Here is a 22,889-nt window from a genome sequence, read left to right as displayed (position 1 = left end):
TAGTAACTCAAAGAAATATGATTGTCGACGAAAAATATATGCACCGCTGCTTACAATTAGCAACTAACGGAAAGGGTCTTGTAAGCCCCAATCCAATGGTTGGTGCAGTTATAGTTCATGGCAATAAAATTATCGGAGAAGGATACCATCGTCAGTATGGCAAAGCACATGCTGAGGTGAATGCTATTAATAGTGTCAGAGATAAGTCTTTACTCAAAGAGTCGACAATATATGTCTCTCTCGAACCATGTTCGCATCATGGAAAGACCCCTCCCTGCTCTCAACTAATTATTGATAGCAAGATACCTAATGCAGTTGTTGCGTGCCTTGACCCTTACCATGCCGTTGCAGGAAAGGGGATTAAAATGTTGCAAGACGCCGGCATTAATGTTATCACAGGGATATTGGAAAAAGAAGCACTTTTGCTTAATAAAGAGTTCTTTACCGCTCAAACTAAAAGACGCCCTTACATCTATCTGAAATGGGCACAAACCCAAGATGGATTTATTGATAAAGAGCGTATAAAAGGCGAAAAACCTGAACCAACTCCAATTTCCAATGATTTCACACGAATGCTTGTGCACAAAAAAAGAGCAGAAGTTTCGGCCATAATGATTGGAACAAATACAGCAGTGAATGATAATCCATCGCTGACAACCCGCTATTGGTATGGAAAAAATCCGGTTCGGATAATACTAGACAGACAGACTCGTATTCCTCTTGATTACCAGATTTTTGACGGAAAGGTGGAAACAATTGTATTTGTAGAGAAAATACCTACGATCAAGTCGGCAAACAACATACTCTATAAAGAAATTACTTTCGATGAAACACTGTTTGCCCAAATATTTAAAATACTTAGAGATCACCATATAAATTCGGTGTTAGTAGAAGGCGGCAACCAACTACTGCAAAGCCTTATCGACCAGCAATTGTGGGATGAAGCATACATCGAAACATCGCCTATTAATTTTGGAAAAGGAACAAAAGCTCCAAGCATCCAAGGTAAAGTGATTGAGGAATGGAATTGGGGATCATCCAAGCAATTACATTTGAGTCTTACTTAGTTATAAAATTGCATAAATATTAGATTTGTTGAGGCATAAGCCGAAATTCTTTCTATTTTTGCAAATTGATATTAAACAAACCTGTTTAAACAAATGAATTTAAAGAAAAGTTTACATTTACTTCTTGCTCTGGTTCTTTCCATATATTTCTACTCTTGTGGAGAAGATGGAAATTCTACGTCATATGGAACGGCATCTTCGGATGGACAAATATACGGACTATCACTTAGTTGTATTGCGCGTTCATCTGCCGATACTATTAATTATGCCGTATTAGCAGAAACTAAATTTGTTATAGACCAAGCAGGACAGAGAATATATAATCCGGATTCTCTTCCATTCCAAACAACGCTTAAGAAATTCGCTACAACCCTTAAGCTCTCTCCTTTTTCAACACCTGCCGGAACCACTTTACTTTTTAAAGGGGACTCGACTGCCACTTGGAATTCTACTGATTCCATTGACTATTCGATACTCGCCGGATACAGGATTTTTGCTGAAAACGGAACACCTAGAGATTACAAGATTGAACTGAGAATACATCAAATTGATCCTGACACTATTCCATGGAAGACTACTTTACCTTCTTTGGCTATCAATACGAATAATCAAAAGACACTTCTGAAAGGGAACATCTTTTATTGCTACTCGGTTTCAGGTTCAAATTTATCACTGAACACATTTGATAAAACGACAGAAACATGGTCGTCAAAAACGCTTGCAACACCTCCTTCGGGAATCAATCTTGAAAGCCTGACTTTATTTAACGATCAGTTTTATGCAATAAATAATGCCGGACAGACTTTCTCATCAACAAATGGCTCTAAATGGAATGCGCTCAGTGGCACTAATGTACACAGTGTACTAGGAATACTCCCTGATGCTACAAATACACTCTTAGTAGTTGTAAAAAGCGGAGCTGATTATTACTATGCGACAACTACAGATATGAAGTCATTTGAAACTGTAACGAACATAGTCGGTGCTTCTTCGAATAAAGTCAACGCAAGTTTTCCATCAAATGGATTCAGTTCAGCAACAAATTATGGAAATGACAAAATGCTAATTATTACCGGAGGAAATAACTTCAGCAATAACAAGACAAATTTATCGTGGCAAATTAAACAGGGAGATGATGGATTAGAAGTCGGACAAGCCCAACAAAATAATATATTTGAAGCAACTTCCGGGATTGCGAGTTTCATTTATGATAATAAGCTTTATGCACTGACCGGGAATCAGTTTTACATATCATCCAGTGCAGGTTTTAAATGGGTTAAAGCCCCGGCTAAACAAGCTTTAGACCCTGGCATGCCTAAGACATCCGGACAGTCAGTTATTATTGACAGTGAAAATAACATTTGGATATTCGGTGGAGTAGCAAATGGTCCTATAAAGGTATACAAAGGAAGATTGAACAGACTTAATCCGAAAGTGTAATTAAAGTTTACTTACTATATACTTTTAGTCTCATTTTCTGCGTTAAAGAAGATATTGTACAATAGATCATAGATGAAAAAAGAAATAAAAATAAGCATACTTTTATTTGTCATCTATTCTCTATTCTCATTCACAGCTCTAAAGGCGCAAGATGATTATAAATATGAGATTGGGGGAATGGCTGGTACCTCATTTTATATGGGTGACGCCAACAAGACAAGACTGTTTCAGAATCCGGGATTGGCAGCCGGCATTGTATTCAGATACAATAAAGACTTACGCTGGTCTATCAAGAATAATTTTGTTATAGGACGCGTTTCAGGTGACACAAGAGATTCTGGAAATGCATTTCCTTTTGGGCAGCAAGCTAGTTTTAGCCGAATGTTTTATGAGCTGGGAAGCCAGATCGAATTTAATTTCTTTAATTATAGTGATAAGTTCGAATATCTGGGAACAAAACGAATAAGTCCCTACGTATTTACCGGAATAGGATTTACATACGGATCGGGGGAAAAAACTTTTTTTGATGCAAATATACCAGTGGGTGTTGGCGTAAAATATAAATGGAAAGAACGGTTGAATATTGGATTTGAGTTTTCATTCCGAAAACTATTCAGTGACTCTTTTGATGTAACAGATAAAGATAGCGACAAGTTCAATCTTGATGATCCATATGGAATTAAAAGTAATGTATTTAAAAATAAAGACTGGTACTCTCTTACTATGATAAGTGTAACTTGGAATTTTGGAGCAAGAGTATGTCCATGTCTCAATATTGATTAATAAAACCTAAAATTAAGGCGAATGTCCGTTTTAGATCTAATAAATAAAAATAAACTTCCACAACACATCGCCATTATAATGGATGGCAATGGACGCTGGGCTAAACAGCAAGGTCTAGACCGAGTAATGGGTCATAAAGAAGGCGTATCGGCTGTTAGACGGATCATAGAGGCAGCTACCAAGGTAGGTGTGCCCTATCTGACCCTTTATACTTTTTCGACTGAAAACTGGCATCGACCAGAGGAAGAAGTAAAGGCACTGATGTCGCTTATGATACAAGCTGTCGTAAGAGAGACTCCCGATCTAATAAAGAATGATGTCAGAATAAAGACTATTGGTGACCTCGATCGTTTGCCTGAAGATACAAGAAAAGCTTTAGAGCAATGTATGGAAGACACCTCTCATTGTACAAAACTGACTGCCGTATTAGCATTAAGCTATTCCTCGAAGTGGGAAATAACAAGAGCTATGAAAAACATTGTATCAGATATAAAAGCCGGCAAGATAAAAGAAGAGGATATAAAAGAGGAGTTAATTGACGAATACCTGACTACGAAAGACATACCTGACCCGGATATACTGATTCGAACTGGAGGCGAAAAACGGATAAGTAATTTCCTATTATGGCAAATAGCTTATTCGGAACTATATTTCACAGACCAGCTTTGGCCAGACTTCAACGAAGACTCCCTGTATCAGTCTATTGTCGATTATCAGAACCGTGAAAGGCGATTTGGTAAAACCAGCGAGCAAGTTCTGAATGAACAATAAAAAATTTAATTATAAAACAATACATTTTAGTAAGTAACGACTAATTCTGATATGTTAAAAAAAGGCTTATTTATCCTATCTATCATCTTGTTATCTATAACAAATCTATATGCACAAGTTGTAGATAGTACTGAGATTCGCAATGTCAACAAAGCTCTAGAAGAAAATGTTGAGAATTTACCTGTGATCTCGTACAATACCAGCAAAAAATACGAAATTGCTGACATCAAAATATCCGGTCTTGTAAATCCGATGTATGAAGATTACGTTCTTATCGGATTCTCTGGATTAGTTGTTGGCGACAAAATTGAAATCCCGGGAAATGAGATAACGAATGCCGTAAGACGTTTCTGGAAACAAGGATTATTCTCCGATGTAAGAATATCTGCATCAAAAATCGAAGATAATAAAATCTGGCTCGATATCAAGTTGAAAGAACGTCCACGTATTTCCGACATCATCTATACCGGAATGAAAAAAGGAGAGCGTCAAGACATTGAAGCAAAAATAGGTATGGTGAAGAGTTTGCAAATAACACCTAATCAGCTTAACAAAGCCAAAGATGTAATCAGAAAATATTTCGATGAGAAAGGATTCAATAAAGCAGAAATAAACATAACTCAAACACCTGATCTCTCGAAAGAGAATCATGTCTTTTTGAATATTGATGTTCAAAAGAAAAATAAAACTAAAGTTAATTACATCGTTTTCGAAGGAAACGAAGAGGTTAAAGATAAAACCTTAGAAAAGGCCATGAAAAAGACAAGGCATAAAAGCACTTTTCAATCATGGATTACCAATTTCCTACGCTCTACTAAATATGTACCTGAAAGCTACGAAGAAGACAAAGAAAATATTATCGCCAAGTATAATGAACTTGGATATCGTGATGCTACCATTGTATGGGATACAGTATTCACTGATAGCAAAAAAACCGACAAAGTAGATATTGAAATAAAAATAGATGAAGGTAAACAGTATTTCTTAAGCGATATTAAATGGGTCGGTAACACCGAATATCCAACCTCTCAACTCCAAGCGCTTCTAAACATGAAGCCAGGCGATGTTTACAATCAGAAAAAACTGACCGAACGTCTAATGGCCGACGAAGATGCTGTAATGAATTACTTCTACCAAAATAACGGGTATATCTTTTCTCATGCCGATCCTGTAGAAATCAATATTACGAATGACTCTATCGATCTGGAAATACGTATCACCGAAGGCCCGCAAGCTACAATCCGTAAAGTATCCATTTCGGGTAACGACAGACTATATGAAGATGTAGTGCGTCGCGAACTGCGTATCAAGCCGGGAGCATTATATAGCCGCGAAGATATCATGCGTTCACTTCGTGAGATCATGCAAATGGGGCATTTCGACCCAGAAAGCCTTCAACCATCTATCGTGCCGGATGATGCAGAAGGAGTAGTAGATATAGGCCTTCCTCTAACACCTAAAGCGAATGACCAAGTGGAATTCTCTGCCGGATGGGGACAAACAGGTATAATCGGTAAATTGAGTTTGAAATTCTCGAATTTCTCAATAAGAAACTTACTGAATCCTAAATCATATAAAGGTATCCTGCCACAAGGGGAAGGACAGACTCTGACTCTTAGCGGACAAACAAATGGTCGATTCTATCAATCGTACTCTGCTTCATTCTTCGACCCATGGTTTGGAGGAAAACGACCGAATTCACTAACAGTTAGTGCATTCTACTCGAAGCAAACCGATGTATATAGCCGATTTGCAAATAACAACTTTAACTTTGGAAACAGTGGTATGTACGGAAATAGTCTTGGCAATAGCTACTCAGATATCGGATATGCCGCTGACCCTAACAAGTCGATACAGATGCTTGGTGCATCGGTAGGTTATGGTAAACGATTGAGCTGGCCTGATGATTATTTCTATATACAGGCAGAACTTTCATATCAGTTGTACAAAATGAGAGACTGGGCTTACTTTATTGTTAGAGATGGAAATGCTAATAGTTTAAGTTTAAATCTATCATTAAACAGACGTACTATCGATAATCCGATATATACCCGTAGAGGTTCAGACTTCTCTGTAAGCTTGGAATTAACCCCTCCTTATTCTGCTTGGAATGGTGTAGATTATGCAAGCATGGTGCCCGATGAAAATGGTTTTGAACCTGGAGAGAAATTTAAATGGATAGAGTTCCATAAATGGAAATTCAGATCGAAAATATTCATTCCTCTTGCTGAAACTAAGAAAACCCCGGTATTGATGACTCGTGCCGAATATGGTTTCGTAGGTTATTACAATAGACATAAAAAGTCTCCTTTCGGAACATTCTATGTTGGGGGTGATGGTATGTCAGGATATTCCAGTACATACGCAACAGAAACCATCGGTCTTCGTGGATATGAAAATGGTGCATTAGGTAATCAAGCGAGTGCATACACCCGCTTAGCCCTAGAATTCAGATACCCACTAATTCTTGAACCGACATCGACTATCTACCTACTATCATTCGTAGAAGCCGGTAATGCATGGTATGATCTTACGAAGTTCAGTCCTTTTGATTTGAAACGTTCTGCAGGTTTCGGAGCCAGAATCCATTTACCGATGATCGGACTTATGGGTATCGACTGGGCATACGGATTTGACCCTATCAACGGATCGAGAGACAGAAGCGGAGCTCAATTTCACTTTATTATCGGGCAGGAATTCTAACCGATATAGCTAATTAACATTATTTATGTAAGGTTGAGTAAACAAAAGTCGTTACTAGATGTCTTATATAGTATACTAAAAAATATAGTTATGAAGAAAATATTATTACTATTCACACTACTCTTAGGTATTTCATGTGGAAGTTATGCGCAAAAATTTGCACTAATTGATATGGAATATATATTAAACAACATCAGTACCTACGAAACTGCTCAAGAACAGATAGAGGTGATATCCCAAAAATGGCAGGCTGAAGTTGAAAAAGGACAGCAGGAAATTAAAGGCTTATATAAGTCGTATCAGTCTGATCTCGTTTTTCTGTCGGCAGAGCAAAAGACAAAAAGAGAAAATGAGATCGTAGAAAAAGAAAGAGATGTTCAACAATTGAACCGAACTTACTTTGGACCAGAAGGAGAACTATTCAAAAAGAGAGAGGCTCTTATAAAACCTATTCAAGACGATATATATAACGCAGTAAAAGAAATCTCTGAAGCAAAAGGCTATCAACTGATACTTGACAGAGCTTCAGCCGAGAGTGTGATATTTGCATCCCCCAGGATAGACATAAGTAATGAGGTTCTTGCAAAACTAGGATATTCAAAATAATTATATATATTTGTCGAATAAAATTTGAAACCAATAATTAAAGACTAACTTATTATGTTGAAAAAAGTACTCTTACTACTACTTGTTATTGCTCCATTATCGATATTTGCTCAAGAAAAAATCGCATATATCAACGCGCAAGAAATATTTACTCAGATGCCAGAATTTGCAGGTGCGCAAGCAAAGTTGAAAGCTAAAAGCGATCTTATGGAAAAAAATGCTGCTGCTATTGAAAATGAATATGCTGCACTAATCAAGAAATTCCAAGAATCAACTGAGGAACCAACCGTAAGTTTGGCTGCTGATCGCCAAAAACAAATAGATCAATTGAAAGAAAGATACGAAAGTTTCGTGCAAACAAGCCAGGCTGAACTTGAAAAAGCTCAACAAGAGGAATATGCACCCCTTCAACAAAAATTGAGAACAGCAATTAAAGAAGTAGGCGACGAAAACAACTATACTTACATTGCCGATGCTGCTATGTTTTTACATATCGGAGCTCATGCTGCAGATGCAAATAAACAAGTAAAAGCAAAATTAGGTATCAAAGAATAATCTTTTACCTATATGAGATATAAAAAGAGAATGGTAATTAACCATTCTCTTTTTGTTTTCTACAAACACCAAAAGATAAAATATGTATCTTTATGGTCATAATAAAATATTGAACCCTGATTCAAAACTATGGAAATAAAATCAGACATTGAAATTGCCAGAAGTATTAAATTAAAAAACATATCTAGCATTGGCTCTCAACTCAACATAGCTGAGAGCAATTTACATAATTACGGGAAGTTTATCGCAAAAGTTCCGATTTCTCTAATCGACGAACAAAAAGTTAATAAAAATAATCTTATCCTCGTTACTGCCATTACCCCTACAAAAGCCGGCATAGGAAAAACAACAATCTCGATTGGTCTTGCACTTGGACTAAACAAAATAGGGAGGAAGACCGTGGTTGCTCTTAGAGAACCCTCTTTAGGACCATGTTTCGGGATGAAAGGCGGAGCAGCAGGTGGCGGATATGCACAAGTGTTGCCGATGGAAGATATAAATCTACATTTCACAGGAGACTTCCACGCTATTACATCGGCTCACAATATGATCACTGCTCTTTTAGATAACTATCTGTATCGTAACAGAGGAACAGATAAATCCCTGAAAGAAGTTGTTTGGAAGAGAGTTCTCGATGTAAACGACAGAAGTTTGAGACATATTGTTACCGGACTAAACGGTTCGGAAAATGGTATCCCTTCAGAATCCGGATTTGAGATAACACCAGCATCTGAGATTATGGCAATCCTCTGCTTGGCGAAAGATATAGATGATTTGAAAAGACGTATTGAGAATATTATTTTAGGATATACAGCAGCCGGAAATACTTTTACAGTAAAAGATCTTGAGGTAGCAGGAGCTATTACAGTACTGCTAAAAGATGCCATCAACCCTAATCTGGTACAAACAACCGAAAATACGCCTGCCTTTATACATGGAGGCCCTTTTGCTAATATTGCACATGGGTGCAACTCTATCATTGCTACGAAAATGGCTATGAGCCATGCTGATTATACAATTACCGAAGCTGGATTCGGAGCTGATTTGGGAGCGGAAAAATTCTTCAATATTAAATGCAGAAAGTCAGGTTTATCACCTAAATTAACTGTTATAGTAGCTACAACACAAGCATTAAAGATGCATGGTGATGTCCCAATCCAAGACATAAAAAAAGAAAATATAGAAGGGTTAACCAAGGGCTTTGCCAATCTGGATAAGCATATTGATAATATGAAATCTTTCGGACAAAGTGTTGTTGTCGCCCTTAATAAATATGGCTTTGATACGGAAAATGAGATTGAGTTGATCAAACAACACTGCAAACAAGTCGGAGTTGGATTTGCTATCAATGAAGCATTCATGAAAGGTGGAGAGGGTGCCATTGAGTTAGCAGAAGCCGTTGTTGCTGCTATTGAAAAAACTCCGTCTGAAGCAGTTAGATTCACTTACGACAACAACGATTCCATCGAAACGAAGATAAGCAAAGTAGCTACAAGTGTTTATGGAGCCAATTCTGTTAAATTTAGCGATAAAGCAAAAAAGAAACTATCTCTAATAAATAGACTGGGGTTAGAACACTACCCAGTATGTATTGCCAAAACCCAATACTCGTTTTCTGACAACGCACATGCATATGGGGTATCCAGAGATTTCACTTTTACGATCAATGATATTGTAATTAATAACGGCGCCGAATTTATTGTTGCAATAGCTGGCAGCATAATGCGTATGCCAGGATTGCCTAAAGATCCGCAAGCAAATCATATAGATTTAGTAAATGGACAAATTGAAGGTTTGAGTTAAATATGAAAATTGCTAATATTGCCATAATAATACTGCTTCTTGCTCTATCTCCCAATATAGCAAATGCAACTATTGTATATAGTAAAGCGGACTCATTAACTTACGAATCGTATATCAAACAGGTTTCCCCATATAAGAACGAACCAATTAACGAGCTAGTTATAAGAACAGCCAAATTCTTTATAGGCAGACCTTACGTAGCATCGACTTTGGAAGGTAATACAAAAGAAAACCTTGTAATAAATTTACATGAATTTGATTGCACTACATTTGTTGAAACTTGTATTGCATTATCAAAAGTGATCAAATCCGATGATTTATCTTTTTCTAATTATTGCCAGACACTAACTTCTATACGTTATAGAAACGGAGTAATCGATGACTATTCCTCTCGCTTGCATTATTCGAGTGACTGGATATATGAGAATGAACAAAAGAAAATATTTAAAGATATAAGTATTGACTTGGGTGGAAAGATTAGCTCTAAGAAAATTAACTATATGTCAACTCATCCTCAGCTTTATAGTCAACTAAAAAATAACAACATCAATATAAGGGAATTGAGAGGTATTGAAAACAAAATTAACGAAAGAAATAATTATAAGATTATACCTTCTGATGCTATATCATCTGGTGACGAAAACATTTTAGATGGAGATATTGTTCTATTTGGAACAAATATAAATGGACTAGACTACTCTCACATGGGAATTGCATATAGAAGCAACAACATTCTTCGATTTATCCATGCATCTAGCCGTGCAAAGAAAATTATTATAGAAAGCAAATCATTAGATGAATATTGTGCAGAATCTAAAACGTGCAATGGCATAACTATATTACGACTAAACTAACATTATTGAAATGATTAATAAAGAGATCTTTTATAGAATGGGAGGATGGTCACAATTATTATTCCTTTCATTATTAACTATTCTGGGACTAATGATAGGCATTGTACTTATATCAATAACCAGTTTGGCTTTCGCACAAGAAGATGGGATCGCTGCTCTGTCGCAATCTATATCATTTCTAAAAACAGCTCAGGTAGTACAAACAGTCTCCATATTCATTATCCCTGCATTTATATTTGCATATCTTTTTAAGAATGATCCAATGTCTTTCTTGAGAATAAATATTGCACCAGGTTATAAATTTGTGCTCTTGGCTCTTACTCTTATTGTTGCTGTTCAACCAATATTGCAACTAACAAGTTATTACAATCAACAAATTAGTTTTCCCGAATCGTTATCTACTATAGAAAATTGGATGAGAGAAAAAGAAGATGCGGTGAAAAAGATTATTGAAATGTTTCTTGCGGATAAATCCATATCAGGAATCTTAACAAATTTATTTATCATAGCCGTTTTAGCCGGAATTGCAGAGGAACTATTTTTCAGGGGTTGCTTACAGCAAATCATAAAAAAAATAGTTTCAAATAAACATATTGCCATTTGGATAACAGCTATCATTTTTAGTACTATACATTTCCAGTTCTATGGTTTCTTCCCACGAATGATTGCCGGAGCCCTATTAGGCTATCTATTCCTCTGGACAGGTAATTTGTGGATTCCAATTATAGCGCACACTATTCACAATGCTATTAATCTTATTTTATCGCAGATATACTTTGGAACACCGCAATACGATAATATGGAATATATGGGTATTGAAGACCATAAATGGCTAGCTCTAGTTAGCGTTATTGTTTGTTGCACTATAATATATATCTTTGTCAATAGAGGACGGCAAATACAAAATACTAATACTAGTTTATCATGAAAGAAATGTCCGAAAGAAGAGAGAGTTATGGATACCTGATTGATTGGATTATCCGTTTTGGAGATCTTATCCTCATCAATTCATTTTTCTTCATGCTATATTTTCTTTTTTGCAAAGAATTTATTCCTGAAATATCTCTTTCTTACGAAAAAAAGATTGAAGCTATATTATTAATAAACCTATCATATTTTGTAGCATCTACCTTCGTACGCTTCAACATATCGTCAAATATTATTTCTATAGATAAGATTATTCAAAGCTCATCATATTTTATAGCTCTATATATAGTTATCGTAACAGGTAGTTTTTCCTTATTTGATATATTATCTATTCCTATATTACCTTGGCTGATAAGCTTCCTTATCCTAGGCATGCTATTTTGTATCTCTCATATTTTGTTCCGTCTCATACTAAAAGCATATCGGAGAAAAGGGTATAATTACAGAAGAGTCATTATCATTGGCGGAGGTCTTAATGGGATTGCGATATACAATGAACTCGTCGGTAGTGATTTCGGATATAGAATACTTGGCTTTTTCGATGATAATATTGCAAATATAGATGCCCTACCCAATTATTTAGGTGATACATCTAAGATTCAAGAATTTGCAAAAAAAGAAAAAATTGAGCAAATCTACTGTACTTTACCAGGGAATCAAGATGCAAAAATATTAGAACTGATCAGCTTTTGCGAAAAGAACATGATTCGTTTCTTTTTGGTTCCAGAGTTTTATAAATATATTAAAAGAAGATTTGCTCTTCATTCTTTGGAAACGATTCCAATTCTTAGCCTTAGATACGAACCTCTACAACATAAGTCTAATCAATTTATAAAAAGAACTTTTGATCTTGTATTCTCGATCTTAATTCTGGTATTAGTATTCCCTTGGATCTATCTGATCTTTGGATCAATAATTAAGATATCATCTCCAGGTCCTATATTTTTCAAACAAAAAAGAACCGGAATCAAAGGTAAGGAGTTTTACTGTTATAAATTTCGGTCGATGCGTCTTAACGCTGCAGCAAATAGTATCAGCGCGACAAAAGAAGATCCCCGAATAACCAAAGTCGGCTTGTTTATGAGAAAAACCAGCATCGACGAATTACCTCAATTCTTTAATGTTTTAATGGGAGACATGTCTGTAGTAGGACCTCGTCCTCACATGCTTAAGCATACTGCTTTATATTCAATGCTCATAGAGAAATTTATGGTTCGCCATTTAGTAAAACCAGGCATCACAGGATGGGCACAAGTTACCGGATTCAGAGGTGAAACAAAAACATTAGCTGATATGGAAGGCCGTGTAAAGAAAGATGTGTGGTACATCGAAAATTGGTCTTTCTTCCTTGATCTTAAGATTATATTCAAAACCGTTATGAATGTCTTTAAAGGAGAAGAAAAGGCATACTAAGACTTCTCAAACAAAAAGACAATCTACTGATAATAAGTAAATCTCGAAACTTAATAAATACTACGTGCATTAAGTGCTTGCCTATACTTATTTGCATTCTGCTGATGTTCGCCAAAGGTCACTGCGAAGTTATGCCTTCCCGAAAAATCATCTTTAGCACACATGTATAGATAATTGTGTTTGCTGTAGTTTAAGACACCATCTATACCCTTAATAGACGGTACACGGATTGGTCCCGGAGGTAATCCGGTATTCAAGTATGTATTGTAAGGTGAATTTACCTCGAGATGCTTGTTCAATATGCGGCGTAAACTAAAGTCTCCCACTGCAAATTTCACGGTAGGATCGGCCTGCAATGCTTGACCTCTGTGCAAACGGTTCAAATACAAACCTGCAACCATAGGATATTCGTCCGAATAGGTACATTCCTCCTCTACGATAGATGCCAAAGTCGAAACTTCAATTGGCGATAATCCAATTCCTTTAGCCTTATTAAGCCGCTCCTGTGTCCAAAATTTTTGATATTCTTTATTCATCTTCGCCAGAAAAGCATCAACCTTTACATCCCAATAAAATTCATAAGTATTAGGTATAAACATAGCAATGATAGTCTGGGGATTGAAGCCGAGGTCGGCACAAATTTTCTCGTCATTGAGAATCGATAACAGCTCATCATTCGTAAACATGAGTTGCTCTGAAATACGTTCCGTTAAATCTTCCTTTGTCCGTATATTATTAAACTTAATTTTAACAGGTACTTGATGACCATTGCGGAGATTTCTCACTAAATCTAAAACAGTCATATCCGGTGTAACGGCATACTTACCTGTTCTCATCGCTGTTTTATAATCCAAAAAAGAAGCGACTTTCTCAAAGCTGCCTATACTCTGAACCTTTGTTGTTGATTCCAGCTCTTCCAACAAAGCATTGTAATCTTTGCGAGAATCGACATAAACATACACCGTTTCCTTAATATTGAATCCCGTGGAAATAATACTATAAACATATCCTGCGACAGCGATACCAATCAATAACAGAACGCCGATAACAATTCCTATTTTCTTCTTCATAAATAAATTTAGTCTTTCAATAATAACGAACTGTCACCATAACTAAGGAAGCGATAGTCGTTGTTAAGTGCATGTTCATATATTTTCTTCCAATCATTACCCGAGACAAACGCCGATACCAACAGCAACAATGTACTTTTAGGCTGATGAAAGTTTGTCACTACACCGTCCACTATCTTAAACTCATATCCCGGTGCTATTATAATCTGTGTATTTGCAATCAAGGTATTTAATTTATTGCTATCTAGGTAGGCTAGTATATTTTTTAACGCTTTTTCTTTAGATAATCTATTGCTAGTGTGCAAGTATGGTTGCCATTGTGAGACAGTCAATTCTTCAGGCTGATCATTCTCTAACAACTCACCTAAGTAATAAAGGCTTTCGAGTGTACGCACAGATGTCGTTCCCACGGCAATAACCTTACCTTTATGATTAAGCAGACGCTCTATTAAATCTTTACGAACCGAAATGAACTCAGAATGCATCTCATGATCTTTTATCTGTTCCGATTTAACAGGTTTGAAAGTCCCCGCCCCTACATGCAGTGTCACCTCATCGGTTACTATTCCTTTTTCCTTTAATGCTGAAAAAACAGTATCGGTAAAATGCAGACCTGCCGTAGGTGCCGCTACCGAACCCTTTATCTTTGAGTAAACGGTCTGATAAGTCTCCTTGTCTTTTTCCTCTGTATCCCTGTTCAAGTAGGGAGGTATAGGCAGTTCGCCACCACATTCCAGAATATCGGAGAATGAGATATTTATGTTATCCCATTCAAACTCTATAATGTGAGAATCACCATGCGATTGTAGTTTGCGTGCCCTTATCAGAATCTCACAATCGTGTACAGTGAGTGCTTTTATCAATTCGCCCTCTTTCCATTTCTTGAGATTGCCTACAAGACATATCCACGAGCATCGTTCAGTTTGTTGAAAATTCAATAAGTAATCGTTCGGTTGATAAGGCTCTAAGCAGAATATCTCGATCAGTGCCCCTGTCTGCTTTCTAAAATGCATACGTGCCTGAATAACCTTAGTGTTATTAAATATCATAAGGCTATCGGCTGGAAGATGATCGGGCAATGTTTTGAAACAAGTATCAGTCATCGCACCTTGTCTATAGATCAGCAGCTTCGAACTGTCTCGTTCAGCCAGAGGGTATTTCGCAATACGATCGTCGGGCAGATTGTAATTGTAATCATCAATGCGTATTTCCCGAGGGTTTGATATTTCCACTTTTTACTTTTTTTATCCGACAAAAATAGTCAACTTTGTGTGAATAAAAAAGTCTAGACGAGGCTTAACAAGATAAATTAAGATTTATGAAAACAGGAGATAAAGTTCGCTTTCTAAATACTACAGGAGGCGGCGTTGTTAGTGGCTTCAGAGGTAAAGACATAGTTTTGGTAGAAGATGAAGACGGTTTCGAGATCCCAATATTAATGCGGGAATGCATCGTTATCGAACCGGCGAACGACGCACAGGTAAGACAATCGACAAAACCAAATGCCGAAGTTACCAGAACTGCAACCACTCAACCCAAGGAAGAATATAAAATAGAGGAAACAAAGGAAGGAGAACAGATAACCATCTGCCTTGCTTATCTGCCCAACGATATAAAGAATCTAAGCACAACCGATTACGAATGCTACTTGGTGAATGACAGCAATTATTACCTGTCGTTCAACTACATGAGCCGATCGGATGCAGGATGGGCAAGCCGTAAAGCAGCTGTAATAGAACCTAACACAAAGTTGTTTCTCGAAGCTTTTGACAAAGCCGAGTTAAACGACATGGAACATATCTGCTTCCAGTTCTTCGCTTATAAGGAAGATAAGCCTTTCGCATTGAAGAATCCGGGGTCTATCGAATTACGTATAGATACCGTTAAGTTCTACAAGCTGCACAGCTTTAAAGACAATGATTATTTCGACGAAAATGCGCTAATATATCCTATTGTAAAACGCGACTTACCCGAAAAAGAGTTGATTATTTCGACTGAAGATTTAGAAAGGGCAATGCTCGAAAAAGAGACTCCCCGCCCACGTGTACAGCCAATAGTGAAGAATGAGAAGAATACAATTATCGAAATCGATCTGCATATCGATGAACTTTTAGACAACACTAATGGTTTATCTTCTGGAGATATACTCGAATATCAGTTGAAGAAATTCAATGAAGTAATGAACGAGAATAAGCACAATAAAGGACAAAAGATCGTGTTTATTCATGGTAAAGGCGATGGTATTTTAAAGAACGCTGTTCTAAAAGAGCTAAAGAACAAATACAAAACCGCCTATACACAGGATGCTTCATTCCGCGAATACGGATACGGAGCAACAATGGTTACAATAAAATAAAACAGAATAATGAAGAAAAGAATCTTAGGTTTCCTAATGATCGCCACCGTATTAATCGGTTGTAATAGTGTGCAAAAAGAATTAACAAGCGCATACAATATCACTAAATGTGAATATAGCTATAAATCGATTTCAGGAATAAAAGTTTCCGGTATGAATCTATCGAATGGTGTATCTATCACCCAAATACCGAAAATAACATCGATACTATCGGGCAATGCATCCTCTATCCCACTCGATTTTACACTCAATCTGAATATAAAAAATCCTAACGAATCGGCAGCCATACTTCACGGTCTACAATATGTTATCAGCATCGACGACATAGAATTTACCAAAGGAGCTGTCAACGAAACATTAAATATAGCTGCCGGCGAATCTCAATCTTTGCCTCTTAATATTGGTGTCGATCTGGCTACTTTAGCCCGAACCAATTCGCAAGAAACAATCGTTGAAATTGCTAAGAACTTCGTAGGTATAGGCTCTCAAAAATCGAATGTTTCAGTGAAATTAAAACCAACATTTATGATTGGTAATACACCCATAACTTCTCCAACCTATTTTCCTGTCAATTTCAGTTTTGGTGGAGGTAAATAACAATTATTATGGATATAAAAGTCATACACAATCAAAAAGAAAGCCGATTTGAAACGCACATTGGCGATCAAATAGCACTCGTAGATTATATTGACAACGGGAGTAATTGCCTAAGTATTACACATACCGAAGTGCCGAAAAATCTGGAAGGAAATGGCATCGCCGCCGTTCTGACAAAGACTATTCTCGATTATGCCCGTGAAAACAATTACAAGGTAAGACCAATATGCCCCTACACTGCAATCTATATACAACGGCATCCGGAGTACGCAGATATTGTAGCTGGCAGATAATTTATTTAGACCAATAATTCACCCACTTTTGCTCTTCATTCGTAAGGCTGTCGAATGTGCTTTTATAGTTCGGATCGGGAGTGTACCACGCCTGTGTCAGATAGTAGGCTTGTATTTGTGGTGCAGTGAAAATATATCCACGACGGGCAAAAGGCAGATTACGTAATATCTTTTTCGATATTTCATCGGCCGGCTCTATATACTCCATCGATTCGTTATTATCTATATAAAAGGGAAGTTGAGCTTCTCTATAATCGAATACCAATAAGCCATTGACACGACGAGAAAATATCGTTAACTCATCTCTCGTTTTATAATTCATCTTCTGGTATACAACTTGCCCTTTTGAAACAAAGAAGCGAGTATACAGAAGTGAAATTCCTTCTGATTCCTCATACCCAAATGGGTTCGGAACATCTTTCTGCATATTACCAGTACCGGCAAGAGTCCATTTAGAGGATTTGCCAAAAGGAGCGTTATTAATATAAAAATCCTGAAACTCACCCATATCAATAATAAGTGTAAAATCGTCTATCTGGTGATTGCCCCATCTCATAGCAGCAGATAGAATATAATCGAAACTATATTTGTAATCGACTCCTCCCGAAAGGTCGCAAGTATAAGTATGCTTTACAATATTTAATCCCGGTATGAAATTTGCTGTAAAGTGATAAACATAATAGAAATCTGAATATCCCTCATAACTACGCTCTTCAATCTCCGATTCCGTCAGCCCTTTGATCGCTCCATTCTTATTATATAGACTATCGCTTACAATAGAAACATTATAAGGAAGAATCACATCGTTCATCTCTACCGTAAAGTTATTCATATAAGGATGCTGCCCATTCTTGGGAGTGGGGTCAACATCACCCGATGGAGAGAAAGCCTCGAATCCGACAGTCAGACTTTTAGCATCTTTTGGATTGTAAAATTCATAATAAACTGTGACATCAACCTGTTTTTCATTCCTCCGTTTGATAGTCAGTATTTCTTTTTTGACAGAAATATCAGTCTCTATCATCGGAATCAAATGGTTTCCACTGATATAATAGGCTCCGTCATTTGCAAACGAGGTAATAGTAAAGAACAGAAGTAAAGTAAATAGTGTAAGGCTATTTTTCATTTATTTATACGAAGTTTTATCCCAGACCAGAACTTTAGGTTCTTCTATCAGGAATGGCTGTATCTTATTATAGTCGTCTTCTGATAAATAATTCTTGATCTCGTATTTAACTGATAAACTATCATTGTCCGCAAATAGTTTTATCTTCATCGGATTCATAGTTAAAGCAGCATAAGCATTTTTAAACTCTTGGCTATTACGATCTGCATCAGCTTTTATAAACCAATCGACATTTGGCTTTGGCATAAAACCAGTCTGATCTATTTCGACCCACTTAGATGTATAAAATTTCACCTGACTATCACAGATATTTCCACAAACAGTTTTTACTACACATATAATCTTAGAGTCGTTAATAAGCGGCAATAGCTTAATCTGGGTAGTTGCTTTTTCCGATGTCTGTAACCAAATATAGTTAGGCGATATTGCTTTTCTTTTGATTTTGGCATAGAGTGCGCTTTCTACTGACACAGTTGCAGTATCCTCCGGATTAGACAGCAATCTGTCCTTTTGTTCGGGCTCCAAGCCAAAAAGCACTTCATCGGGAACCGACAAAAAAACTGTTGTCATATCTTGTGCCACCATAGCAGAAATGCCTGTAAAAAGAAATGCCAGAACTATTATTATTTTCTTCATCCTATTGTTAATTGTAACCGTTTATATATGTTTAGCCCAAAGACCTTATTTAGTCCCCAAATATAGGAAAAACATTGCTATAATTATTAAAACAAGATCTATTGCCTTGCCTTTTAAGTTTTTTTCATTGAAGAGAAGCGCACCTCCTGCAAAAGAAATCAACACACTGCTTCTCCTTACCATCGATGCAATGGAAATCATAGCTTCACTGTCGGTCAAAGCATAGAAATAAAGGAAGTCGGCAATGGTGAGAAATACCGATATAAGGATAATACTCCACCGCCACTCGAACGGCGAGGATATTTTCCGTTTGGGATACCACAAGACAAGCAATATAACAACCATCAGAAGCCACTGATATAAATTGTACCAAAATTGCACAGCGGTAGAACTAAATCGCTGCATCAGGAATTTATCGTACAATCCACTGGCTGCGGCAAGCATAGCAGCAAAAAGAATAAAAAACACCCATTTGTTGCGGTGAAACTTAATACCTTCTTTTCGTCCTGAAAGAGACAATAAGAAAAATGAAACAATCGTTATAATTACCCCTATCCACTGATAAAAGTTGAGCCGCTCGCCGAATATAAGCAATGCGCCGACAAGTGTCATCACAGGGCGGGTAGCATTGATAGGCCCTACAATTGTCAATGGTAAATGCTTTATCGCAAAATAGCTCAATATCCATGATGACAGTACCAATATCGATTTGAGAACTATATAACCATGTGTCTCTAATGCAATAGGAGGAATATAGAATATTGTACCCTGCAACGTGCCGGGCGATAATTGCGATATAATAAAAAGCGGAGACAGTAAGAGCGTACAGAAAAGTGTATTGAAAAACAATACCGGAATTACGGCATTGCCCGTCAACGATTTCTTCTTACTAATATCGTAGCATCCCAAAAAGAATGCCGAACCAAATGCTAATGCTAACCACATATTTTCTTAGTCCTTTTTCTCTTTAAGCACACGATTTAGCCATGTATATCCTAATATACCGGCAGCAAGTGAGGCTAAAAGAATCATCAGCTTTGCTTCATTTATAATATGTATGTCGTCGAAGGCAAGCAAGGTAACAAATATCGACATAGTGAAACCGATACCACCTAACATACCTACGCCTATCATATCTCTCCATCTCAAACCCTTTGGTAATTTACATAGCTTCAACTTTATAGAAAGAAATGCAAAGAGCGTTATCCCTAGCGGCTTACCTATTACCAAACCGAGTATAATACCCAGTGCAAACGGTTCACCCAACGCTTTATCCCAATTACCTTCTAGCACGATGGCTGTATTGGCCAACGCAAACAGAGGAAGTATGATGAAGGCGACAGGATAGTGCAACCAACGCTGCATGCGGTGGCAAGGTGAATTTCCTGTTTTCTTCTCATAGGGAATGGCAATGGCAAGTAACACTCCGGCTATGGTAGCATGTATACCCGAATGCAGCATAAAATACCACATCACGATACCACCAAGAATATATGGTATCAGGTTTTTAACCTTAAATACTTTATTGAGAATCATCAATGCCGCAAATATTCCTAATGCCAGAAATAGGTTTGTCCACGCCAAAGAAGAGGTATAAAATATAGCAATCACAATAATCGCTCCTAAATCGTCTATCACAGCCAATGCTGTTAAGAATATCTTCAACGAAACAGGCACCCGACTGCCAAGCAGTGAGAGTATCCCCAGCGCAAATGCTATATCGGTAGCCATAGGAATACCAAAACCCGAAGTTGTAGCCGTACCCACATTCAATGCAATGTAAATACCTGCGGGAATAAGCATACCACCCAATGCTCCCGAGATAGGCAAAAGTGCAGACCTCAGACTCGCCAACTGACCTTCGTAAATCTCCTCAACCAGCTCGAGTCCGACCAAGAGAAAGAAAATAGCCATTAGCCCATCGTTTATCCAATGCTCAATACTATGTCCTCCCAAATCGAAATGCCAGGCAGCAAGATAACTTTGACCTATGCTCGAATTGGCCAAAAGGATTGAAATAAGCGTACAAACAATCAGGACTAAGCCTCCCGATTTCTCGCTTTCAATAAAATCTGTCAACGTATGTTTTATTCTCATTGTTATATCATTATTTTAATTTTCACAGGCAGTTATAGACAGGAAAATAAGCATACATAGTTATTATTATTTTTATATTTCAAATATATCATCCGGATACTCCACATCTTCTAAAAACAAGGCATGCCCCAGGACAGAAGTCCCTGCAACGCCTCTATCCTTTGCCTCAATAATGCGACGCATACCGTCAGTATCTAACCGACCACGACCCGCTTCGAGCAAAGTACCTACAATAGAACGAACCATGTTACGAAGGAAGCGATTAGCCTTGATTGTAAATACATAATCATCGCCATCCTGCTCCCAGCGGGCATACATTATCTGACAATCGTTTGTTTTTACATCGGTATGCAGTTTACTGAAACTGGTGAAATCTACATATTCGAATAAAATATCTGCACAGGCATTCATTGCCTCTACATTCAAATCGCCTATCGCTCTGTATTTCAGCTTATGCAGAAAAGGATCTTTAGCTGTTGTTATATAATACTTATAAAGTCGTGATACAGCATCGAATCGTGCATGAGCATCAGCTTTTACCTCTACTATTTTATAGATTGCAATATCTTTGGGTAAAATACTGTTGAGTTTACTCGTCAAGCGTTTTAAGTCCAGACCCTCGCAGTCACTATCAAAATGCGCTACCATCATTCGTGCATGAACCCCTGCGTCGGTACGTCCTGCTCCAACTATGGGCGTTGGTTGGCGCAAAAGGGTAGCCAAGGCCTTCTCTACCACTTCCTGCACAGCAAGGCCATTCGGTTGGATTTGCCAACCGCAATAGTTTTCACCATTATAGGATAGATATAGAAAGTATCTTTTCATTTCATTTAGTTAATGTTTCCGGAAAACACTGTCATTCCGAACTAAAAGGAGAAATCTACTACAACTCTCTTAATACAATGTAAATTATATGCCAGATCCCTCACTACGTTTCGGGATGACAAAGAAAATATTAATAAAGATTACTCCTCACATATAATTATCATCGTACTGTTATATGAAAACACGATTGCTTTCGCTCATGTTTAATATAACATCTGTCACGCTGATGTAAATCGTTAAGCACCTGTCCAAGCACGGCTTTAAGCCTACCGTCATCCAACGTACGTTCGTCTGTCTGATTTACTTTATCGAATCGCGTCCAAGCTATATCAAATGTCGTGCCATAGCGATGAGCCGAATTGTCACTCGCATTACCATTACGTCTCGACAAGCTTTTCACATCATCGTCGGTACGGGTAATGCTGGTAATAATAAGTTTATAAAGCGGCATATCCTTCCTGATAAGAGAATCCCGAAAATTAAGCCCGATATCAGATAATAACGCTGCTGCTTTAGGCACAAGAAAAGGCATAGAATGCTTCAACTTATCGGTTTTATATATTTCCAGCTCGTTAGGAATCCTTACCAAATCATCCATATACAAAGCTGTATCGCTTCTCGAAACAAAAGGCCCTACTCCATTCTCTATCGCTGCAGCAATATGTAATTCGTGCAAATCGCCGAATGTCTTATTATAATTACCACTGAATCGAGAGTATCTTTTAGCTTCAACAGGTTCATCTTTTCCCGATTTGCTATCTGCTGACCCACAGCTGATAAGTAATAGAATGGCAGATAGAGCGATATAGGAGTATTTCATAAAATTTATCTTTTGCTTTTATAAGTTTGTTACGACTATCGTACCGAAGATATACAGCAAATAGTCATGCAAAATAAAAGGACAATATATATTTTTAACCTTGTCATATTTATTTCGGACACAAAGGTAAGAAATTTGAACTTTAGT

The 22,889-nt window shown here is 37.2% G+C and carries 22 protein-coding genes; 14 read left to right on the top strand and 8 right to left on the bottom strand.

Translation table 11 applies throughout. The features are described 5' to 3' along the window. The first annotated feature begins 17 nt into the window (after positions 1-17). From ribD to G7Y57_RS00305, 11 genes are all read left to right on the top strand, one after another. Complete coding sequence (gene ribD / locus G7Y57_RS00355; protein ID WP_165020190.1) at positions 18-1,067, top strand: bifunctional diaminohydroxyphosphoribosylaminopyrimidine deaminase/5-amino-6-(5-phosphoribosylamino)uracil reductase RibD; 1,050 nt, start codon at positions 18-20, stop codon at positions 1,065-1,067. Positions 1,068-1,160: 93 nt separating this feature from the next. Beyond that, positions 1,161-2,507: a DUF6242 domain-containing protein gene (locus G7Y57_RS00350; RefSeq protein WP_165020189.1), complete on the top strand. Its 1,347-nt coding sequence runs from the start codon at positions 1,161-1,163 to the stop codon at positions 2,505-2,507. A 72-nt stretch (positions 2,508-2,579) separates the two neighbouring features. Beyond that, positions 2,580-3,290: a DUF6089 family protein gene (locus tag G7Y57_RS00345; RefSeq protein WP_165020188.1), complete on the top strand. Its 711-nt coding sequence runs from the start codon at positions 2,580-2,582 to the stop codon at positions 3,288-3,290. Between the two features lie 21 nt (positions 3,291-3,311). Beyond that, positions 3,312-4,061 carry an isoprenyl transferase gene (locus tag G7Y57_RS00340; RefSeq protein ID WP_165020187.1) on the top strand — a complete coding sequence of 250 codons (750 nt, stop codon included), beginning with the start codon at positions 3,312-3,314 and terminating at the stop codon, positions 4,059-4,061. Between the two features lie 51 nt (positions 4,062-4,112). After that, positions 4,113-6,764, top strand: a complete 2,652-nt coding sequence (locus tag G7Y57_RS00335; protein ID WP_165020186.1) for an outer membrane protein assembly factor — start codon at positions 4,113-4,115, stop codon at positions 6,762-6,764. Positions 6,765-6,854: 90 nt separating this feature from the next. Continuing rightward, a complete protein-coding gene (locus G7Y57_RS00330; protein ID WP_165020185.1) occupies positions 6,855-7,370 on the top strand; it encodes an OmpH family outer membrane protein in 516 nt (171 codons plus the stop codon). 54 nt (positions 7,371-7,424) lie between these two features. After that, the gene (locus tag G7Y57_RS00325) at positions 7,425-7,925 is read left to right on the top strand and encodes an OmpH family outer membrane protein (RefSeq protein ID WP_165020184.1); all 501 of its coding nucleotides are present in this window, start codon (positions 7,425-7,427) and stop codon (positions 7,923-7,925) included. Positions 7,926-8,060: 135 nt separating this feature from the next. Next, a complete protein-coding gene (locus G7Y57_RS00320; protein ID WP_165020854.1) occupies positions 8,061-9,728 on the top strand; it encodes a formate--tetrahydrofolate ligase in 1,668 nt (555 codons plus the stop codon). A gap of 2 nt (positions 9,729-9,730) precedes the next feature. Continuing rightward, on the top strand, positions 9,731-10,582 hold the full coding sequence (locus tag G7Y57_RS00315) for an N-acetylmuramoyl-L-alanine amidase-like domain-containing protein (RefSeq protein ID WP_165020183.1): 852 nt from the start codon (positions 9,731-9,733) through the stop codon (positions 10,580-10,582). A 10-nt stretch (positions 10,583-10,592) separates the two neighbouring features. Continuing rightward, on the top strand, positions 10,593-11,510 hold the full coding sequence (locus tag G7Y57_RS00310; RefSeq protein ID WP_165020182.1) for a CPBP family intramembrane glutamic endopeptidase: 918 nt from the start codon (positions 10,593-10,595) through the stop codon (positions 11,508-11,510). Further along, entirely contained in the window at positions 11,507-12,922 is a 1,416-nt protein-coding gene (locus tag G7Y57_RS00305; RefSeq protein ID WP_185153905.1) for an undecaprenyl-phosphate glucose phosphotransferase, read from the top strand. Before G7Y57_RS00310 ends, G7Y57_RS00305 begins: the two co-directional genes overlap by 4 nt. 50 nt (positions 12,923-12,972) lie before the next feature. On the opposite strand, the gene mltG is transcribed toward G7Y57_RS00305, so the two are convergent. Together mltG and G7Y57_RS00295 are read right to left on the bottom strand one after the other, a co-directional pair. Further along, positions 12,973-13,992 carry an endolytic transglycosylase MltG gene (gene mltG, locus G7Y57_RS00300; RefSeq protein ID WP_165020181.1) on the bottom strand — a complete coding sequence of 340 codons (1,020 nt, stop codon included), beginning with the start codon at positions 13,990-13,992 and terminating at the stop codon, positions 12,973-12,975. A gap of 8 nt (positions 13,993-14,000) precedes the next feature. Continuing rightward, positions 14,001-15,224, bottom strand: a complete 1,224-nt coding sequence (locus G7Y57_RS00295) for an S-adenosylmethionine:tRNA ribosyltransferase-isomerase (RefSeq protein WP_165020180.1) — start codon at positions 15,222-15,224, stop codon at positions 14,001-14,003. An 86-nt stretch (positions 15,225-15,310) separates the two neighbouring features. On the opposite strand from G7Y57_RS00295, the gene G7Y57_RS00290 reads away from it, so the two are divergent. Genes G7Y57_RS00290 through G7Y57_RS00280 form a run of 3 tightly spaced genes read left to right on the top strand, consistent with a single transcriptional unit; the run spans position 15,311 to position 17,238 of the window. Continuing rightward, on the top strand, positions 15,311-16,348 hold the full coding sequence (locus tag G7Y57_RS00290) for a DUF2027 domain-containing protein (protein WP_165020179.1): 1,038 nt from the start codon (positions 15,311-15,313) through the stop codon (positions 16,346-16,348). A 9-nt stretch (positions 16,349-16,357) separates the two neighbouring features. Continuing rightward, a complete protein-coding gene (locus G7Y57_RS00285) occupies positions 16,358-16,945 on the top strand; it encodes a hypothetical protein (protein WP_165020178.1) in 588 nt (195 codons plus the stop codon). Between the two features lie 8 nt (positions 16,946-16,953). Then, the gene (locus G7Y57_RS00280; RefSeq protein WP_165020177.1) at positions 16,954-17,238 is read left to right on the top strand and encodes a GNAT family N-acetyltransferase; all 285 of its coding nucleotides are present in this window, start codon (positions 16,954-16,956) and stop codon (positions 17,236-17,238) included. Between the two features lies 1 nt (position 17,239). On the opposite strand, the gene G7Y57_RS00275 is transcribed toward G7Y57_RS00280, so the two are convergent. The 6 genes from G7Y57_RS00275 to G7Y57_RS00250 all read right to left on the bottom strand — a co-directional run bounded on the left by G7Y57_RS00275 (position 17,240) and on the right by G7Y57_RS00250 (position 22,742). After that, positions 17,240-18,364 (bottom strand): YARHG domain-containing protein, encoded by a 1,125-nt coding sequence (locus G7Y57_RS00275; RefSeq protein ID WP_165020176.1) that lies wholly within the window; start codon positions 18,362-18,364, stop codon positions 17,240-17,242. Next, complete coding sequence (locus G7Y57_RS00270) at positions 18,365-19,000, bottom strand: DUF3256 family protein (RefSeq protein WP_165020175.1); 636 nt, start codon at positions 18,998-19,000, stop codon at positions 18,365-18,367. It lies immediately after the preceding gene. 45 nt (positions 19,001-19,045) lie between these two features. Beyond that, a complete protein-coding gene (locus G7Y57_RS00265) occupies positions 19,046-19,945 on the bottom strand; it encodes a DMT family transporter (protein ID WP_165020174.1) in 900 nt (299 codons plus the stop codon). A 6-nt stretch (positions 19,946-19,951) separates the two neighbouring features. Beyond that, on the bottom strand, positions 19,952-21,097 hold the full coding sequence (gene nhaA, locus G7Y57_RS00260) for a Na+/H+ antiporter NhaA (protein WP_165020173.1): 1,146 nt from the start codon (positions 21,095-21,097) through the stop codon (positions 19,952-19,954). A 72-nt stretch (positions 21,098-21,169) separates the two neighbouring features. Next, on the bottom strand, positions 21,170-21,922 hold the full coding sequence (gene truA / locus G7Y57_RS00255) for a tRNA pseudouridine(38-40) synthase TruA (RefSeq protein ID WP_165020172.1): 753 nt from the start codon (positions 21,920-21,922) through the stop codon (positions 21,170-21,172). A 160-nt stretch (positions 21,923-22,082) separates the two neighbouring features. Next, a complete protein-coding gene (locus tag G7Y57_RS00250; RefSeq protein ID WP_165020171.1) occupies positions 22,083-22,742 on the bottom strand; it encodes a DUF5715 family protein in 660 nt (219 codons plus the stop codon). Positions 22,743-22,889: the final 147 nt, after the last annotated feature.

It is taken from the genome of Dysgonomonas sp. ZJ279 (genome assembly GCF_011039205.1).
In the GTDB taxonomy this organism is placed as follows: Bacteria; Bacteroidota; Bacteroidia; order Bacteroidales; family Dysgonomonadaceae; genus Dysgonomonas.
Note: the sequence above shows the minus strand (reverse complement) of the source record. Positions and strands in the feature narration are given on the sequence as shown.

Coding starts and splice junctions, on each gene's coding strand:
- G7Y57_RS00340 (WP_165020187.1), top strand. CDS start 3,312: ATGTCCGTTTTAGATCTAATAAATAAAAATAAACTTCCACAACACATC.
- G7Y57_RS00290 (WP_165020179.1), top strand. CDS start 15,311: ATGAAAACAGGAGATAAAGTTCGCTTTCTAAATACTACAGGAGGCGGC.
- G7Y57_RS00250 (WP_165020171.1), bottom strand. CDS start 22,742: ATGAAATACTCCTATATCGCTCTATCTGCCATTCTATTACTTATCAGC.
- G7Y57_RS00270 (WP_165020175.1), bottom strand. CDS start 19,000: ATGAAGAAAATAATAATAGTTCTGGCATTTCTTTTTACAGGCATTTCT.
- G7Y57_RS00315 (WP_165020183.1), top strand. CDS start 9,731: ATGAAAATTGCTAATATTGCCATAATAATACTGCTTCTTGCTCTATCT.
- G7Y57_RS00265 (WP_165020174.1), bottom strand. CDS start 19,945: ATGTGGTTAGCATTAGCATTTGGTTCGGCATTCTTTTTGGGATGCTAC.
- G7Y57_RS00280 (WP_165020177.1), top strand. CDS start 16,954: ATGGATATAAAAGTCATACACAATCAAAAAGAAAGCCGATTTGAAACG.
- G7Y57_RS00330 (WP_165020185.1), top strand. CDS start 6,855: ATGAAGAAAATATTATTACTATTCACACTACTCTTAGGTATTTCATGT.
- G7Y57_RS00305 (WP_185153905.1), top strand. CDS start 11,507: ATGAAAGAAATGTCCGAAAGAAGAGAGAGTTATGGATACCTGATTGAT.
- truA (WP_165020172.1), bottom strand. CDS start 21,922: ATGAAAAGATACTTTCTATATCTATCCTATAATGGTGAAAACTATTGC.
- G7Y57_RS00345 (WP_165020188.1), top strand. CDS start 2,580: ATGAAAAAAGAAATAAAAATAAGCATACTTTTATTTGTCATCTATTCT.
- G7Y57_RS00275 (WP_165020176.1), bottom strand. CDS start 18,364: ATGAAAAATAGCCTTACACTATTTACTTTACTTCTGTTCTTTACTATT.
- nhaA (WP_165020173.1), bottom strand. CDS start 21,097: ATGAGAATAAAACATACGTTGACAGATTTTATTGAAAGCGAGAAATCG.
- ribD (WP_165020190.1), top strand. CDS start 18: ATGATTGTCGACGAAAAATATATGCACCGCTGCTTACAATTAGCAACT.
- G7Y57_RS00310 (WP_165020182.1), top strand. CDS start 10,593: ATGATTAATAAAGAGATCTTTTATAGAATGGGAGGATGGTCACAATTA.
- G7Y57_RS00285 (WP_165020178.1), top strand. CDS start 16,358: ATGAAGAAAAGAATCTTAGGTTTCCTAATGATCGCCACCGTATTAATC.
- G7Y57_RS00325 (WP_165020184.1), top strand. CDS start 7,425: ATGTTGAAAAAAGTACTCTTACTACTACTTGTTATTGCTCCATTATCG.
- G7Y57_RS00350 (WP_165020189.1), top strand. CDS start 1,161: ATGAATTTAAAGAAAAGTTTACATTTACTTCTTGCTCTGGTTCTTTCC.
- G7Y57_RS00335 (WP_165020186.1), top strand. CDS start 4,113: ATGTTAAAAAAAGGCTTATTTATCCTATCTATCATCTTGTTATCTATA.
- mltG (WP_165020181.1), bottom strand. CDS start 13,992: ATGAAGAAGAAAATAGGAATTGTTATCGGCGTTCTGTTATTGATTGGT.